Raw genomic sequence first — 14,493 nt, 5'->3', positions numbered from 1 at the left:
CACGGATGCCGCGAGCCCCGCAGTGCCTCAGGAGGCGGTGCCGCCCGCGAACGTGGTGAGCAGTCGCTGCAGCGATTCGAGACGTGCCGGGCCGGTCTCGCCGAGTTCGCCGGCCTCGACCGCCTCGATGATCGCGCAGTCGGGCGCATCGGGCAGATGCGTGCACCCGCGTGGGCAGCGCTCGGCGATGCGGTCGAGGTCGGTGAAGGCGCGCAGGATGTTCGCGCGGTCGACGTGGCCGAGCCCGAACGACCGCACCCCCGGAGTGTCGATGACCCAGCCGGATTCTCCGGTCGTCTCGAGCTCGTCGGCGCCCGGGATGTCGGAAGGCACGAGCCGGAGCCATACCGTCGACGACGAGGTATGGCGGCCCCGGCCGGTGACGACGTTGACCCGCCCGATGGCCCGCTGGGCGCTCGGAACGAGCGCGTTCACCAGTGTCGACTTGCCGACGCCGGAGTGGCCGACGAACACCGTGCGATGGCCGATGAGGGCACGCGCGATGTCGCCGAGCGGCATCTGGTCTTCGCCGCTCAGGAAGACCGGCAGGTCGAGACCGGCGAAGTTCCGCAGGAACTCCTCGGGATCGGCGAGGTCGGTCTTCGTGACGACGAGCAGCGGCCGGATGCCGGCATCGAACGCCGCCACGAGGTAGCGATCGAGCAGTCGGATTCGCGGTTCCGGGTTCGCCGCGGCGACGACGATGAGCATCTGGTCGGCGTTGGCGACGATGACCCGCTCGACCTCGTCGGTGTCGTCGGCACTGCGGCGGAGCAGTGTCGTGCGCTCACCGACGCGCACGATGCGCGACAGCGTGCCGGGTTCGCCCGACGTGTCGCCGACGAGATCGACGTGATCGCCGGTGACGACCGACTTGCGACGCAGTTCGCTCGCCCGCGCCGCGGTGATCACACGTTCGGTGGGGCCGTTCTCGTCGATGAGCACGCTGTAGCGACCGCGGTCGACTCCGATCACCATGCCGTTCACGGCGTCGGCATGTTCGGGGCGCTGCTTGGTGCGGGGGCGGCTGCCGCGGCGGCTGGGCCGCACGCGCACGTCGGACTCGTCGAACTCGGGCTCGTCGTCCTCGTCGTCGTCGGTGCTCCACCAGGTCATGCCAGCATCTGCTCCCAGAGCTCGGTGAACTGCGGGAGGGTCTTGCCGGTCGACGCGATGTCGTCGACGACGACGCCCGGCACTGCGAGACCGATGATCGCGCCGCTCGTCGCCATCCGGTGATCGGCGTAGGCGCGCCACGGTCCGCCATGCAGCGGCGCGGGCTCGATGCGCAATCCGTCGTCGAGCTCGGTCACTCGCCCGCCGAGCCCGTTGATCTCCGCAGCGAGCGCGGCGAGTCGGTCGGTTTCGTGGTGGCGGATGTGGCCGATGCCGAGGATCGTCGAGGGTTCGTCGGCAAGAGCGGCGAGCGCGACCAGGTTCGGAGCGAGCTCGCCCGCCGCCGACAGGTCGAGCTCGACGCCGCGGATGCCGCGGCGACCATCGCTGCCGAGTGGCGGGGCGTGCACGGTGAGCCGGTCGCCGGCGCGTTCGACCCGTGCTCCGAAAAGCGGCAGGAGCCCGGCGAGCTCGTCGCCGACTTGCGTCGTCTCGGCGGGCCAGCCCGTGATCGTGACCGAGCCTCCGGCGACGAGCGCGGCGACGAGGAACGGTGCGGCGTTCGACAGATCGGGCTCGATGTCGACATCGATCGCGCCGATGGCGCCCGGGGCGACGAGCCAGCGGCCGGGCTCGGGGCTCAGCACGTCGACTCCGCGCGCACGCAGCGTCTCGATGGTCATCTCGATGTGCGGCATGCTCGGTAGCCGATCGCCCGTGTGAGTGAGATCGAGCCCGTGCTCGAAGCGCGCAGCCGAGAGCAGGAGGCCCGACACGAACTGGCTCGAGGCGCTCGCGTCGATGGCCAGGAAGCCTCCTTCGACACGTCCGGTGCCGTGCACCGTGAAGGGCAGCGCACCGCGCCTGTCGTCATCGAGGTCGACGCCGAGGGCCTGCAAGGCGTGGATCGATGCTCCCATCGGCCGTCGTCGGGCTCCCTCGTCGCCGTCGAACGTCGTCGGGCCGAGCGCGAGTGCCGCGACCGGCGGCAGGAACCGCATGACCGTTCCGGCGAGACCGCAGTCGATGGTCGTCGAACCGAGCAGTTCGGTCGCGGGAGTGACCCGCAGATCGTCGCCGAAGCCGCCGCTGCCCGCGACCCGTTCGAATCCGGTGCCGAGCGCGCGCAGGCCCTCGATCATGAGCTCGCTGTCACGAGACCAGAGCGGCGCACGAAGGGTGGAAGGTCCGTCGGCCAGCGCGGCCAGCACGAGCTCGCGATTGGTGAGCGATTTGGACCCCGGCAGGGCCAGCGCTGAAGAGAGCGGAGCGATGGCGAGCGGCGCGCGCCACCCGTCATCCGTCTCGGTTTGCCTCGCTTCGCCGTACGGATCGAACTCGGGTGCGGAATACCTCGAAATCTGCATCGGTTACCAACAGTAGCGTCAGGAAATGCTGAAGGAGTTGGTGCGCGTGTCGTTGGGAGTGCTCGAACGCAAGACGGTCGTTGCGGTTGACGATCTAGGATGGCCGGTGATGACTGCCGACGAGATCGACGCAACGCCGACCGACCCCGAGACCGCGGAGGCCGCCCGGCCGCCCGGTGAACTCTTCGAGGAACAGGCGCTGCCGTTCATCGACCAGTTGTATGCCGCGGCGCTTCGCATGACGAAGAATCCGGCCGACGCGCAAGACCTCGTGCAAGAGACGTTCGTGAAGGCGTTCGCAGCATTCGGGCAGTTCACGCAGGGTACGAACCTCAAGGCGTGGCTGTACCGCATCCTGACGAACACCTTCATCAACAGCTATCGCAAGAAGCAGCGGGAGCCGTACCAGGGCACGATCGACGACCTCGAAGACTGGCAGCTCGGCGGCGCCGAATCGACGACCGCTCGCGCGAGCCGCTCTGCCGAGGCCGAGGCGATCGATCACCTGCCCGACAGTGCGGTGAAAGACGCGCTGCAGGCGCTGCCGGAGGACTTCCGTCTCGCCGTGTACTTCGCCGACGTCGAGGGGTTCTCCTACCAAGAGATCGCCGACATGATGAACACCCCCATCGGGACCGTGATGAGCCGTCTGCACCGTGGCAGGCGCCTGCTCCGCGAGTCCCTCGCCGACTACGCCCGCGAACAGGGTTTCGCTGCGGGCGAGTCGGCGTCACCCACCAGGAGGCGGAGCATGCCCAGAGGGCAGAGCCTGCCGAGGAGCTCACGATGACTGATTGCGGTTGCGAAAAGGCCCGGGCCGAACTCGAAGAGTATCTGCACCATGAATTGCGTGGAGCGGATGCCACCGACATCCGTGAACACGTCGAGAACTGCGCTGACTGCCAGGCCGAACTGCGCGTCGGCGTGGCGATCACCGAGGTCGTGCAACGGGCATGCCGCGAGAGCGCACCGGCTGAGCTGCGCGTGCTCGTGCTGGAGCGTCTCCGGCTGTTCCAGTCCTCGCACGAGCCGGTCGTCTGACGATCGTCGGTCCGTCCGTATCGGGCGTCCACTCAATCGTTCGTTGGATGCGCGTGATGCAGGTCGGTCCGTAACGTAGACGGTGTGATCGAGCATTCCGCCCAGCCTTCGAAGCGACGCGTGCCGACGTGGCTGCGTGTCCTCATTCCCACGACCCTCATCCTCGTCTGGCTCGCGCTGTTCGGTGCCGGCGGCGCCGCCTTCGGCGGGCTGAGCGACGTCTCGACGAACGACCAGGCGCAGTTCCTACCCTCGTCGGCCGAGGCCACCGAGGTCACCGAGTTGCAAGAGGGGTTCCGCGACACGGAAGAGGTACCGGCGATCGTCGTGGTCGCGGGCGATCAGGAACTCGACGAGGCGCAGCTCTCGGCGATCGACGAGCTCCGCGACGAGCTGCTCGCGGTCGAAGGCGTGAACGCCGAAGGTGCCTCGCCGGTGCTGCCGTCGGACGACGGCGACGCGGCCCAGATGGTCATCCCGATCGAGCAGGTCGACGGCGGTGCGAAGCCCGCCGAGATCGTCGCAGAGCTGCGCACGGTGCTCGACGAGCATGCCATCGACGGCACGACGGCTGCCGTCACGGGGCCCGCAGGATTCAGCGCCGATATCGTCGGCGCGTTCAGCGGCATCGACGGGCTGCTCCTGGCCGTCGCCCTCGCTGCGGTGTTCGTCATCCTCCTCGTCGTCTACCGCTCGCCGCTGCTGCCGGTCATCGTGCTCTTCACGAGTCTCACCGCGCTGTGCGCGTCGGTGTTCACGGTCGTCGCACTCGCACGAGCCGACATCATTCTCCTGTCGGGGCAGACGCAGGGAATCCTGTTCATCCTCGTGATCGGCGCCGCCACCGACTATGCGCTGCTCTACATCTCCCGGTACCGGGAGACCCTCACCAGATACGAACGCAAGTGGGATGCCACGTGGGCGGCGCTGAAGGGCTCGTGGGAGCCGATCGTGGCCTCGGGCGGCACGGTGATCGTCGGCCTCCTCATCCTGCTGGTGAGCGAGCTCACCTCGAACAAGATCCTCGGGCCGGTGGCGGCGATCGGCATCGTATTCGCGCTCCTCGCAGCGCTGACCCTGTTGCCGTCGCTACTGCTCTGGGCGGGTCGGGCGGCGTTCTGGCCTCGCCGAGTCGCCCGCATCGGTGATGAAGTCGAGGCGCACGCCCGGCACGCGGCCGGCGTGCACGATGCCTCGGCACCTGACGAGGCCGACCTGCCGGATCGCGGCATCTGGGCGGGCGTCGGCCGGCTCGTCTCGAAGCGCCCCCGCACCGTGTGGATCGTCTCGGTGCTTGCGCTCGGCGCGATGTCGCTCGGCCTCGCGCAACTCGATGCAGACGGTGTCGCCTCGAGTGAGTTCGTCCTCGGTGAGTCACAGGCTCGCGACGGCCAGGCGCTACTGGGCGAGCACTTTCCCGCGGGATCGGGCACGCCGGCGATCGTGATCGGCCCGCACGACGAACTGCAGCAGATGACGGATGTCTCGCTCGACTCCTCCGGCGTGGACTCCGTCGCCGTGCTGAGCGCCGACTCGCCTGCCGGCACGGCGCCCGTCACGAGCGACGGCATCCAGGCGTTGGGCCCGCCCGGGACTCCCGCGCCTGCCCCGACGGTCGTCGACGGCGAAGTGCAGTTGCAGGTGACGCTCACCGACCCGTCGGACTCGCTCGAGGCCGAGGCGACCGTCGAGCAGCTCCGCGAGAACCTCGACGAGGTCGATACCGAGGTGCTCGTCGGCGGGCAGACCGCGGTCGCGCTCGACACGAACGCGGCGGCGATCGCCGACCGCACCCTCGTCATCCCGCTCGTGCTCGCCGCGATCCTCGTGATCCTCATGTTGCTGCTGCGATCGATCGTCGCACCGCTCATCCTGATCGGCAGTGTCGTGCTCTCGTTCACGGCGGCACTCGGGGTGTCGGCGCTCGTGTTCGAGCACGTCTTCCAATTCCCGGGCGCTGACCCGTCGGTGCCGCTCTTCGGATTCGTGTTCCTCGTCGCTCTCGGTGTCGACTACAACATCTTCCTGATGACGCGGGTGCGGGAGGAGTCGATACGGTTCGGTACGCGAGCGGGCATCGTGCGAGGCGTTCGGCTGACGGGCGGAGTGATCACCTCGGCCGGCCTCGTGCTCGCGGCGACGTTCGCAGCGCTGGGGGTGCTGCCGATCCTCTTCCTCGCGCAGATCTCGTTCATCGTCGCGTTCGGGGTGCTGCTCGACACGTTCCTCGTGCGCACCCTGCTCGTGCCCGCGCTCGCGTACGACATCGGACGCGCCATCTGGTGGCCGAGCAAGCTGGCACGCGGCATGCGCTGAGACCCAGCGCCGATCACGAATCGAGCGGATGCCCCGGGGCATCCGCTCGCTTCGTTCGTGTCGTGTCGGCTAGATCGTCGTCGCGCGCCGCACGAGCTCGGCCTGCTCGGTGGCGTGCCGCTTCGCGGAGCCGGTCGCGGGCGACGCTGCTGCTGCGCGGGCGACGACCGAGACGGTGCGCGACCCGAGCTTGTTCGTCTCGATGATGAAGTACGGCCACGCGCCCTGGTTCTCGGGCTCGTCTTGCGCCCACATGAGCTCGGCGTTCGGGTACGAGTCGGCGACGGTCTTCAGCTCACCGGCCGGCAGCGGGTAGAGCTGCTCGAGACGCACGAGCGCGACCTCGGTGTTCTGCTGCTTGTCGAGCTCGGTGATCAGGTCGTAATAGATTTTGCCCGAGACGAACACGACGCGCTTGACCGCGGCCTTGTCGGTGATGCGTGCATCGTCGATGACCGGCTCGAACTTGCCCTGCGTGAAGTCGGCGACCTCGCTCGTCGCGCCGCGCAGGCGGAGCATCGCCTTCGGAGTGAACACCACGAGCGGCCGGCGGGGGCGGACGTAGGCCTGACGGCGCAGCAGATGGAAGTACGAGGCCGGCGTCGAGGGCCGAGCGACCGTCATGTTGTTCTCGGCGCAGAGCTGCAGGTAGCGCTCGATGCGGGCGCTCGAGTGGTCGGGCCCTTGACCTTCGTAGCCGTGGGGGAGGAGGAGCACGACGCTCGAACGCTGGCCCCACTTCTGCTCTGCCGAGGAGATGAACTCGTCGATGATGGTCTGCGCGCCGTTGGCGAAGTCGCCGAACTGCGCCTCCCACAGCACGAGCGCGTCGGCCCGTTCGACGGAGTAGCCGTATTCGAAGCCCATCGTCGCGTACTCGGAGAGCAGAGCGTCGTAGATCCAGAAGTGCGCCTGGTTGTCGGAGAGATTCTGCAGTGGGAGCCACTCCTGGCCGTTCGCACGATCGTGCAGCACCGCATGCCGCTGCACGAAGGTGCCACGGCGGGCGTCTTGGCCGGAGAGGCGCACCGGGGTGCCCTCGAGGAGGAGCGAGCCGAGCGCGAGCAGTTCGCCGAAGCCCCAGTCGATCTTGCCGTTGCGGCTCATGTCGAGGCGCTTCGTGAGCAGTTGCTGGATCTTCGGATGCACGGTGAAGCCCGAGGGCTTGTTGTTGAACGCATCGCCGATGGCGTGCACGACCTCGGTCGAGACGCCGGTGGTCTCGAGTTCGCCGCTGACCGGCTCGACCGGCTTGGCGGTCTCGGTGGCACCGATGATCGGGATCGCCCCGGTCTGCGCGGCGTGCGTTTCGGCGAAGGCACGCTCCAACCGGTCTTGGAAGTCGCGGTGGGCGTCTTCGTATTCGGCCTCGGTGATGTCGCCGCGGCCGACGAGCGCTTCGGTGTAGAGCTTGCGCACCGAGCGCTTCGCCTCGATGAGGTTGTACATGAGGGGCTGGGTCATCGAGGGGTCGTCTCCCTCGTTGTGGCCGCGACGGCGGAAGCAGACGAGGTCGATGACGACATCGCGCTTGAACTCCTGCCGGTAGCGGAAGGCGAGCTCGGCGACACGCACGACGGACTCGGGGTCATCGCCGTTGACGTGGAAGATCGGGGCCTGGATGGTCTTCGCGACATCCGTCGAGTAGATCGACGAGCGTGCATCGCCCGGCACCGTGGTGAAGCCGACCTGATTGTTCACGACGACGTGGATCGTGCCGCCGGTGCGGAACCCGCGCAGCTGCGACATCTGCATCGTCTCGAGCACGACGCCCTGGCCGGCCATGGCCGCGTCGCCGTGCACGAGGATGGGCAGCGTCGAGAACGTGCCGATGGGCCTTCTGTCTTGCTTGGCCCGCACGATGCCCTCGAGCACGCCGTCGACGGCTTCGAGGTGCGAGGGGTTCGCCGCGAGGGAGACCGGGATCTGGTGGCCGTCGTCGGCGGTGAAGGTGCCCTGCGTGCCGAGGTGGTACTTCACATCACCGGAGCCGGAGAAGCCCTTCGAGTGCTGGGTGCCCTCGAACTCGCGGAACACCTGGCCGTAGGTCTTGCCGGCGATGTTCGTGAGCACGTTGAGGCGCCCGCGGTGCGCCATGCCGATGGCGACCTCGTCGAGGCCCTCTTTCGCAGCGCCCTGCAGGATCTCGTCGAGGAGCGGGATCACGGACTCGCCGCCCTCGAGGCTGAACCGCTTCTGGCCGACGTACTTCGTCTGCAGGAACGTCTCGAAGGCTTCGGCCTCGTTGAGCTTGCCCATGATGCGCATCTGCTCGTCGTGGGTCGGCTTCTCGTAGCTGCGCTCGACCTGGTCTTGGATCCATTTGCGCTGCACGGGGTCTTGGATGTGCATGTACTCGATGCCGATCGTGCGGCAGTACGAGTCGCGCAGCACGCCGAGGATGTCGCGCAGCAGTGCCGTGCGCTTCTCGCCGAAGCCGCCGGTGACGAACTCGCGGTCGAGGTCCCAGAAGGTGAGGCCGTGGCTGGCGATGTCGAGGTCGGGGTGCGAACGCTGCACGTACTCGAGCGGGTCGATGTCGGCCATGAGATGACCGCGCACGCGGAACGCGTTGATGAGCTCCTGCACGCGGGCCGTCTTGTCGATCGCGCTCGCGATGTCGACCGAGATGTCGGGCGCCCAACGGATCGGCTCGTAGGGCAGGCGAAGTGCCGAGAAGAGTCCCTCGTAGAAGCCGCGCTGGCCGATGAGGAGCTCGTGCACCTTCTTCAGGAACTCGCCGGAACCCGCGCCCTGGATGACGCGGTGATCGTACGTCGAGGTGAGCGTGATCGTCTTGCCGATCGCGAGGTGGGCGAGCGTCTTCTCGCTCGAGCCCTGGAACTCGGCCGGGTACTCGAGTGCGCCCGCGCCGATGATGCAGCCCTGGCCCTTCATGAGCCTCGGCACCGAGTGCACCGTGCCGATGCCGCCCGGGTTGGTGAGCGAGATGGTCGCGCCCGAGAAGTCGTCGGCCTTCAGTTTGTTCTGGCGGGCACGCTGCACGAGGTCTTCGTAGGCGGCGAGATATTCGTTGAACGTCAGCGTCTCGGCGCGCTTGATCGCCGGCACGAGCAACGCCCGGGAGCCGTCGGGCTTCGGAATGTCGATCGCGATACCGAGTCCGATGTGGGCGGGCTTGACGAGACTCGGCTTGCCATCGATCTCGGAGTAGAAGACGTTCTGGCTCGGGAACTCCTTGAGCGCCTGGATGAGCGCCCAGCCGATGAGGTGCGTGAACGAGATCTTGCCGCCGCGCGAGCGCCGAAGGTGGTTGTTGATCACGATGCGGTTGTCGATCATGAGCTTCGCGGGGATGGTGCGCACGCTCGTGGCTGTCGGCACGGTGAGCGAGGCGTCCATGTTCGCGGCGAGGGCCTTCGACATGCCCTTGAGCGGCAGCACCTCGTCTTCGTGGGGTGCCTCGGCGATGATCGGCTGCGGGCTCGTGACCGGCACATCGGCGGGAACGGGCTGGGTACGCGGGGCGACAGAGGTCGTGCGCGCCGCGGGGGTCTGCCCGATGACCGGCACGGGGGCCGTGGCCGGGGGCGGCTCGACCGCAGGCGTCGCGGGCGCTGCGCGCTCAGCGACGGCTGGCGCCACAGGGGGAGCGGAGGGCGATGCGGAGGTCGCAAGGGGGGCGGCGGGCGGTGCGGATGCCGCGGCATCCGTCGCAGGGGCGGCGGCCGACGGCTCGGCGGCGCCGGTTTTCACCTGGCGGTAGTGCTCGAGCACCGGCCACCAGGTCTTGTCGACCGACTCTGGATCGACGAGGAACTTCTCGTACATCTCGTCGACGAGCCACTCGTTGGCTCCGTATTCGCCCGACGTCGTCTCGTCTGATCCTGACCCGGTCAATTGGCTCGACACAGCCTCTCGCCCACTCTCTCCGTTGATGCTGGAATACCTGCAGCGGCGATCGCGCCACGAGCACGCGGGCCGTGCCGGATCACCTACACAAGCCTAAACCCCCGCGCATGACCGAGAGCACCTGCCCTCGGGGTGTGGCGGCGGTAGCGTGGCGGCATGGAGTTCTACCGGACGACACCCAGCCACGACCTCACCTATTCGGACGTGTTCCTCGTGCCGAGCCGCTCCGGCGTGACGAGCCGCCTCGACGTGTCGCTCGCGCCCGACGACGGCTCGGGGGCATCCGTGCCGATCGTCTCGGCGAACATGAACTCGATCACCGGGCCGCGGCTCGCGGCCACGCTCGCTCGCCGTGGCGGCCTCGGCGTGCTGCCGCAAGACCTGCACCTGCAGGATCTCGACGAGGCGATCCGTTGGGTGAAGGACCAGTCGCCCCGCTTCGACACGCCGCATGACCTCAGCCCGGATGCCACTGCCGCCGATGCCCTCGCCACGTTGCCGCCCGTTGCCGGCCACGGCATCGTGCTGCACGATTCCCGTGGCGTGTACATCGGATGCATCCCGGCCGACCGGCTCGCGACCGCGCTGCCCGACGCCCGTCTCGGCGACCTCGTGCACGGCGGGCTCGCCTCGCTCGACGCCGATGACGTGTCGACCCCGCGCCGGGCGTTCGATCTGATGGTCGACGCCGGACTCGACTTCGCTCCCGTGCTCGAGCACGGACAGGTGGTCGGCACGCTGAGCCGGCGGAGCGCGCTGCGCGGCACGATCTACCAGCCCAACGTCGACGCCGACGGGCGGCTTCGCGTGGCCGCCGCGGTCGGCATCAACGGCGACGTCGCCGCGAAGGCCACCGCGCTCGTCGCGGCGGGCGTCGACATGCTCGTCATCGACACGGCGCACGGGCACCAGGAGGGCATGATCCGCGCTGTGTCGATCGTGCGGAACCTCGGCCTCGACGTGCCGATCGTCGCCGGCAACATCGTGACCGCCGACGCGGTCGCCGACCTCGTCGATGCGGGCGCGGATGTGCTGAAGGTCGGCGTCGGGCCAGGGGCCATGTGCACGACCCGGATGATGACCGCCGTCGGACGGCCCCAGTTCTCGGCGGTGCTCGAGACGGCGGAGGCCGCGCGCGAGCTCGGCGCGAAAGTCTGGGCCGACGGCGGCGTGCGTTATCCGCGCGATGTCGCGCTCGCGTTGGCGGCTGGTGCGGCGTCGGTCATGATCGGCTCGTGGTTCGCGGGCACGATCGAGGCGCCGGGCACGCTGCGGCGCGATGCGTCCGGGCGCCTCTTCAAAGAGAGCTGGGGCATGGCATCGACGAAGGCCGTGCGGGAGCGGTTCGATCGGCTGTCGCCGTACGAGCTCGCCCGGAAGGAGCTCTTCGCCGAGGGGATCTCCTCGTCGGCGATCTACCTCGACCCGTTGCGGCCGTCGATCGAGGACCTGCTCGACATGATCACCTCGGGCGTGCGCAGCTCGTTCACGTACGCCGGCGCCCGCACCATCGAAGAGTTCCGCGACCGGGCGCTCGTCGGCATCCAGTCCGCCGCAGGGTACGAGGAGGGCAAGGCGCTGCCGGTCAGTTGGTGAGCCGATGAGCCACTGCGCTGGTGACGCCTGGGTTACGGCTCGGTGCTCGCACGGGACTCGCCGATATACTGGGCGGACAATGGACGATCCTCCCTCTGCGAATACGCCCGGCCATAGACCCTCGCCCGTGACTGCTCGGGGAGGCGGCGATGTCTGAGTGGATACTCCTCGGCATCGGACTCCTCCTCACGATCGGCACGGGCTTGTTCGTTGCCAGTGAGTTCGCGCTCGTCAATCTCGATCGGGCCGACCTCGAAGCACGGCGCGCACGAGGTGAGACGAAGCTCAGCCTCACGATATCGGCGCTGAAGATCACGTCGACGCACCTCTCGAGCGCCCAGCTGGGCATCACACTGACGACCCTCCTCACCGGCTACACGATGGAACCCGCGATCTCCTCGCTGCTCGCCGGCCCGCTCGAGGCAGCCGGACTGCCCGAGGCGCTCCTGCGTCCGGTCGGGGCGACGACGGCGATCGTCGTCGCGACGCTCCTGTCGATGGTGATCGGCGAGCTCGTGCCCAAGAACTTCGCGCTCGCGCTCCCGAGGCAGACAGCCGTCATCGTGATGCCCTTCCAGACCGCGTTCTCATGGGTGTTCCGGCCGGCGGTCTCGCTCTTGAACGGCAGCGCGAATGGAATCCTCCGCGCTTTCGGCATCGAGCCCAAGGAGGAGCTCTCGGGCGCTCGTTCAGCCGAAGAGCTCTCCTCGCTCGTGCGCCGCTCCGCGAGCGCCGGGCTGCTGGAACAGGACACCGCGACCCTTCTCGGCCGCACCCTGCGCTTCGCCGACCACGATGCGTCCGACGTCATGACCCCGCGCCCGGCAGTCGCCGCCGTGCAGCGCCAGCAGCCGGCAGAGGCCGTGCTCGAGCTCGCGCGTCAGACGGGCTACTCCAGGTTCCCGGTCTACGACGAGAACCTCGATGACGTCGTCGGTCTCGTGCACGTGAAGCAGGCGGTGGCGGTGCCGCGCGAGAAGCGGCGAGACGTGCCCGCTTCGGCGTTGCAGTCCGAAGCCCTCAGAGTGCCGGAGACGATGAAACTCGATGCGCTCCTCGGCGAGCTCCGCGGCCGCGGTTACCAGATGGCCGTCGTCGTCGACGAGTACGGCGGCACCGCGGGCGTCGCCACCCTCGAAGACCTCGTCGAGGAACTCGTCGGCGAGGTGGCGGACGAGCACGATCGCACGCGTGCGGGCATCGTGCACCGCGGCGATGTCATCAGCTTCCCCGGAATACTGCGTCCCGACGAACTGCTCGAACGCACCGGCATCCGCGTGCCCGAGAACGGCGACTACGAGACCGTGGCCGGATTCGTCATGGCCGAGCTCGGGCGACTGCCCGCGGTCGGCGACGAAGTGCTCATCGACGATGGCACCCTCGCCGTGCAGCGACTCGATGGCCGGCGCATCGACCGCGTGCGATTCGTGCCGACCCCGCTGTCCGAATCCGACGGAACAGAAGGTGGTGACCGATGAACGACTGGGCCGGACTCGCATGGCTCGTGGTGCTGCTCATCGCCAACGCCTTCTTCGTCGGAGCGGAGTTCGCAGTCATCTCAGCCAGGCGGTCGCAGATCGAGCCGCTCGCCGAGCAGGGGAAGCGCAGTGCGAAGACCGCGCTGTGGGCGATGGAGCACGCAACGCTGATGCTCGCGATGAGCCAGCTCGGCATCACGATCTGCTCGCTGCTGATCTTGAACGTCTCCGAACCCGCGATCCATCACCTGCTCGAGGTACCGTTGCACCTCACCGGCTGGTCGGTCGAGGTCATCTCGACGATCGCATTCATCGTGACCCTCGTGCTCGTCTCCTACCTGCACGTCGTCTTCGGCGAGATGGTGCCGAAGAACCTCTCGTTCTCGATCCCCGACCGCGCCGTGCTGCTGCTCGCGCCGCCGCTCGTCTTCCTCGCCCGCATCTTCCGACCGATCATCGTGGCACTGAACGCCACAGCCAACGGCGTGCTGCGGCTCTTCGGCGTCGAGCCGAAGAACGAGGCGAACTCCACGTTCACACTCGAGGAGGTGCAGACGATCGTCGACCAGTCACGTCGCGAGGGCGTGCTCGACGACGCGAGCGGCACCCTCACCGCCGCCTTCGAATTCACGACGAAGCGAGTGCAGGATGTCGCGGTGCCGCTCAGCGGTCTCGTGAGCCTGCCACCCGCGGCCACGCCGGCCGACGTTGAACGGGCCGTGGCCAGGCATGGGTTCTCGCGTTATCCGATCCTCGACCAGGCGGGCCAGCCCGACGGATACGTGCACCTGAAAGACGTCATCGATCTCGACGACGGCGAGTTCGACGACCCGATCCCGGCGAAGCGGGTGCGCCGACTCGTCTCGATCTTCGCCGGCACCGACCTCGAAGACGCACTCGCGACGATGCGCCGACTCGGCACCCACGTGGCGCGGGCGTTCGACGAAGACGGCACCACGACGGGCGTCATCTTCCTCGAGGACATCATCGAGGAGCTCGTCGGCGAGGTGCAGGACGCGACCCGACGCGGGTGAGGCGTCGGGCGCGGCTCGTGCCGCGCTTCTCGCTAGGCGAGAGTTCGCAGCCAGGACTCGAGCGTCGCGGCATCCGTGAACACATGCCCGTCGCCGCCGATGGCTTTGGCGCCCTCGACGTTCTCGGCCTTGTTGTCGATGAAGACGAAGTCGGATGCCGCGATGCCGAGTTCGTCGATCACGTGCTCGTAGATCGCCGCGTCGGGCTTGGCGATCTTCAGCTCGCCACTGACGAAGACCTGTTCGAAGAGCTCGGCGAAGGAGCCGTGGCGGAGCCATCCAGAGAAGTCGGCACCGGCGTTGGAGAGCAGTGCGAGGCGAGTGCCGCCCGCGGCGAGAGCGTGCAGCACGCCGAGGGTGCCAGGGTCGAGCGAGAGCCAGCCGCGGTGGTCGATCGCCCAGAGCTCGTGCACGTCGATCGCGTTCCACTCGACGCCGAGCTCGGCGGCCACCGCCTGCCAGTACTCGGCGATCGACGTGGTGCCGCGATCGAGGCCCGCTCGGTGGGCCCAATATGCGGTCCAGAACGGCTCGGGGTCGGCGCGCACGCCGGCCCGGTCGATGAGCGCGGCACGGTCGGCGTCGCTCGGCTCGCGCGAGATGACCTCCCCGTAGTCGAAGACGACGACACGGGGAGCGAGGCTGATCGGTGCGGGGACTGTCGGAGGCATC

The 14,493-nt window shown here is 68.4% G+C and carries 10 protein-coding genes; 6 read left to right on the top strand and 4 right to left on the bottom strand.

The window, feature by feature from the left end; genetic code table 11:
• Positions 1-27: 27 nt before the first annotated feature.
• Positions 28-1,116 (bottom strand): ribosome small subunit-dependent GTPase A, encoded by a 1,089-nt coding sequence (gene rsgA / locus AC1C2S_RS01455; protein WP_495350760.1) that lies wholly within the window; start codon positions 1,114-1,116, stop codon positions 28-30.
• Entirely contained in the window at positions 1,113-2,483 is a 1,371-nt protein-coding gene (aroA, locus tag AC1C2S_RS01450; RefSeq protein ID WP_495350759.1) for a 3-phosphoshikimate 1-carboxyvinyltransferase, read from the bottom strand. Before aroA ends, rsgA begins: the two co-directional genes overlap by 4 nt.
• Before the next feature lie 109 nt (positions 2,484-2,592).
• On the opposite strand from aroA, the gene AC1C2S_RS01445 reads away from it, so the two are divergent.
• From AC1C2S_RS01445 to AC1C2S_RS01435, 3 genes are all read left to right on the top strand, one after another.
• A complete protein-coding gene (locus tag AC1C2S_RS01445; protein WP_495353173.1) occupies positions 2,593-3,273 on the top strand; it encodes a sigma-70 family RNA polymerase sigma factor in 681 nt (226 codons plus the stop codon).
• Positions 3,270-3,524, top strand: a complete 255-nt coding sequence (locus tag AC1C2S_RS01440; RefSeq protein ID WP_495350758.1) for a zf-HC2 domain-containing protein — start codon at positions 3,270-3,272, stop codon at positions 3,522-3,524. Before AC1C2S_RS01445 ends, AC1C2S_RS01440 begins: the two co-directional genes overlap by 4 nt.
• Positions 3,525-3,608: 84 nt before the next feature.
• Positions 3,609-5,840: an MMPL family transporter gene (locus AC1C2S_RS01435; RefSeq protein ID WP_495350757.1), complete on the top strand. Its 2,232-nt coding sequence runs from the start codon at positions 3,609-3,611 to the stop codon at positions 5,838-5,840.
• A 69-nt stretch (positions 5,841-5,909) separates the two neighbouring features.
• On the opposite strand, the gene AC1C2S_RS01430 is transcribed toward AC1C2S_RS01435, so the two are convergent.
• Complete coding sequence (locus tag AC1C2S_RS01430; RefSeq protein ID WP_495350756.1) at positions 5,910-9,713, bottom strand: multifunctional oxoglutarate decarboxylase/oxoglutarate dehydrogenase thiamine pyrophosphate-binding subunit/dihydrolipoyllysine-residue succinyltransferase subunit; 3,804 nt, start codon at positions 9,711-9,713, stop codon at positions 5,910-5,912.
• 156 nt (positions 9,714-9,869) lie between these two features.
• Here AC1C2S_RS01430 and guaB1 point away from each other — a divergent pair, with 156 nt between their 5' ends.
• From guaB1 to AC1C2S_RS01415, 3 genes are all read left to right on the top strand, one after another.
• Positions 9,870-11,309: a GMP reductase gene (guaB1, locus tag AC1C2S_RS01425; protein WP_495350755.1), complete on the top strand. Its 1,440-nt coding sequence runs from the start codon at positions 9,870-9,872 to the stop codon at positions 11,307-11,309.
• A gap of 149 nt (positions 11,310-11,458) precedes the next feature.
• Complete coding sequence (locus AC1C2S_RS01420) at positions 11,459-12,787, top strand: hemolysin family protein (RefSeq protein ID WP_495350754.1); 1,329 nt, start codon at positions 11,459-11,461, stop codon at positions 12,785-12,787.
• A complete protein-coding gene (locus AC1C2S_RS01415; RefSeq protein ID WP_495350753.1) occupies positions 12,784-13,821 on the top strand; it encodes a hemolysin family protein in 1,038 nt (345 codons plus the stop codon). Before AC1C2S_RS01420 ends, AC1C2S_RS01415 begins: the two co-directional genes overlap by 4 nt.
• A gap of 32 nt (positions 13,822-13,853) precedes the next feature.
• Here the strand turns inward: AC1C2S_RS01415 and AC1C2S_RS01410 are convergent, their stop codons facing one another.
• Positions 13,854-14,492, bottom strand: a complete 639-nt coding sequence (locus tag AC1C2S_RS01410; protein ID WP_495350752.1) for an HAD family hydrolase — start codon at positions 14,490-14,492, stop codon at positions 13,854-13,856.
• Between the last annotated feature and the right edge of the window lies 1 nt (position 14,493).

It is taken from the genome of Agromyces sp. Y782, from assembly GCF_059445405.1.
The sequence above is the reverse complement of the archived record's forward strand: the minus strand, read 5'-3'. Positions and strand labels throughout refer to the sequence as shown.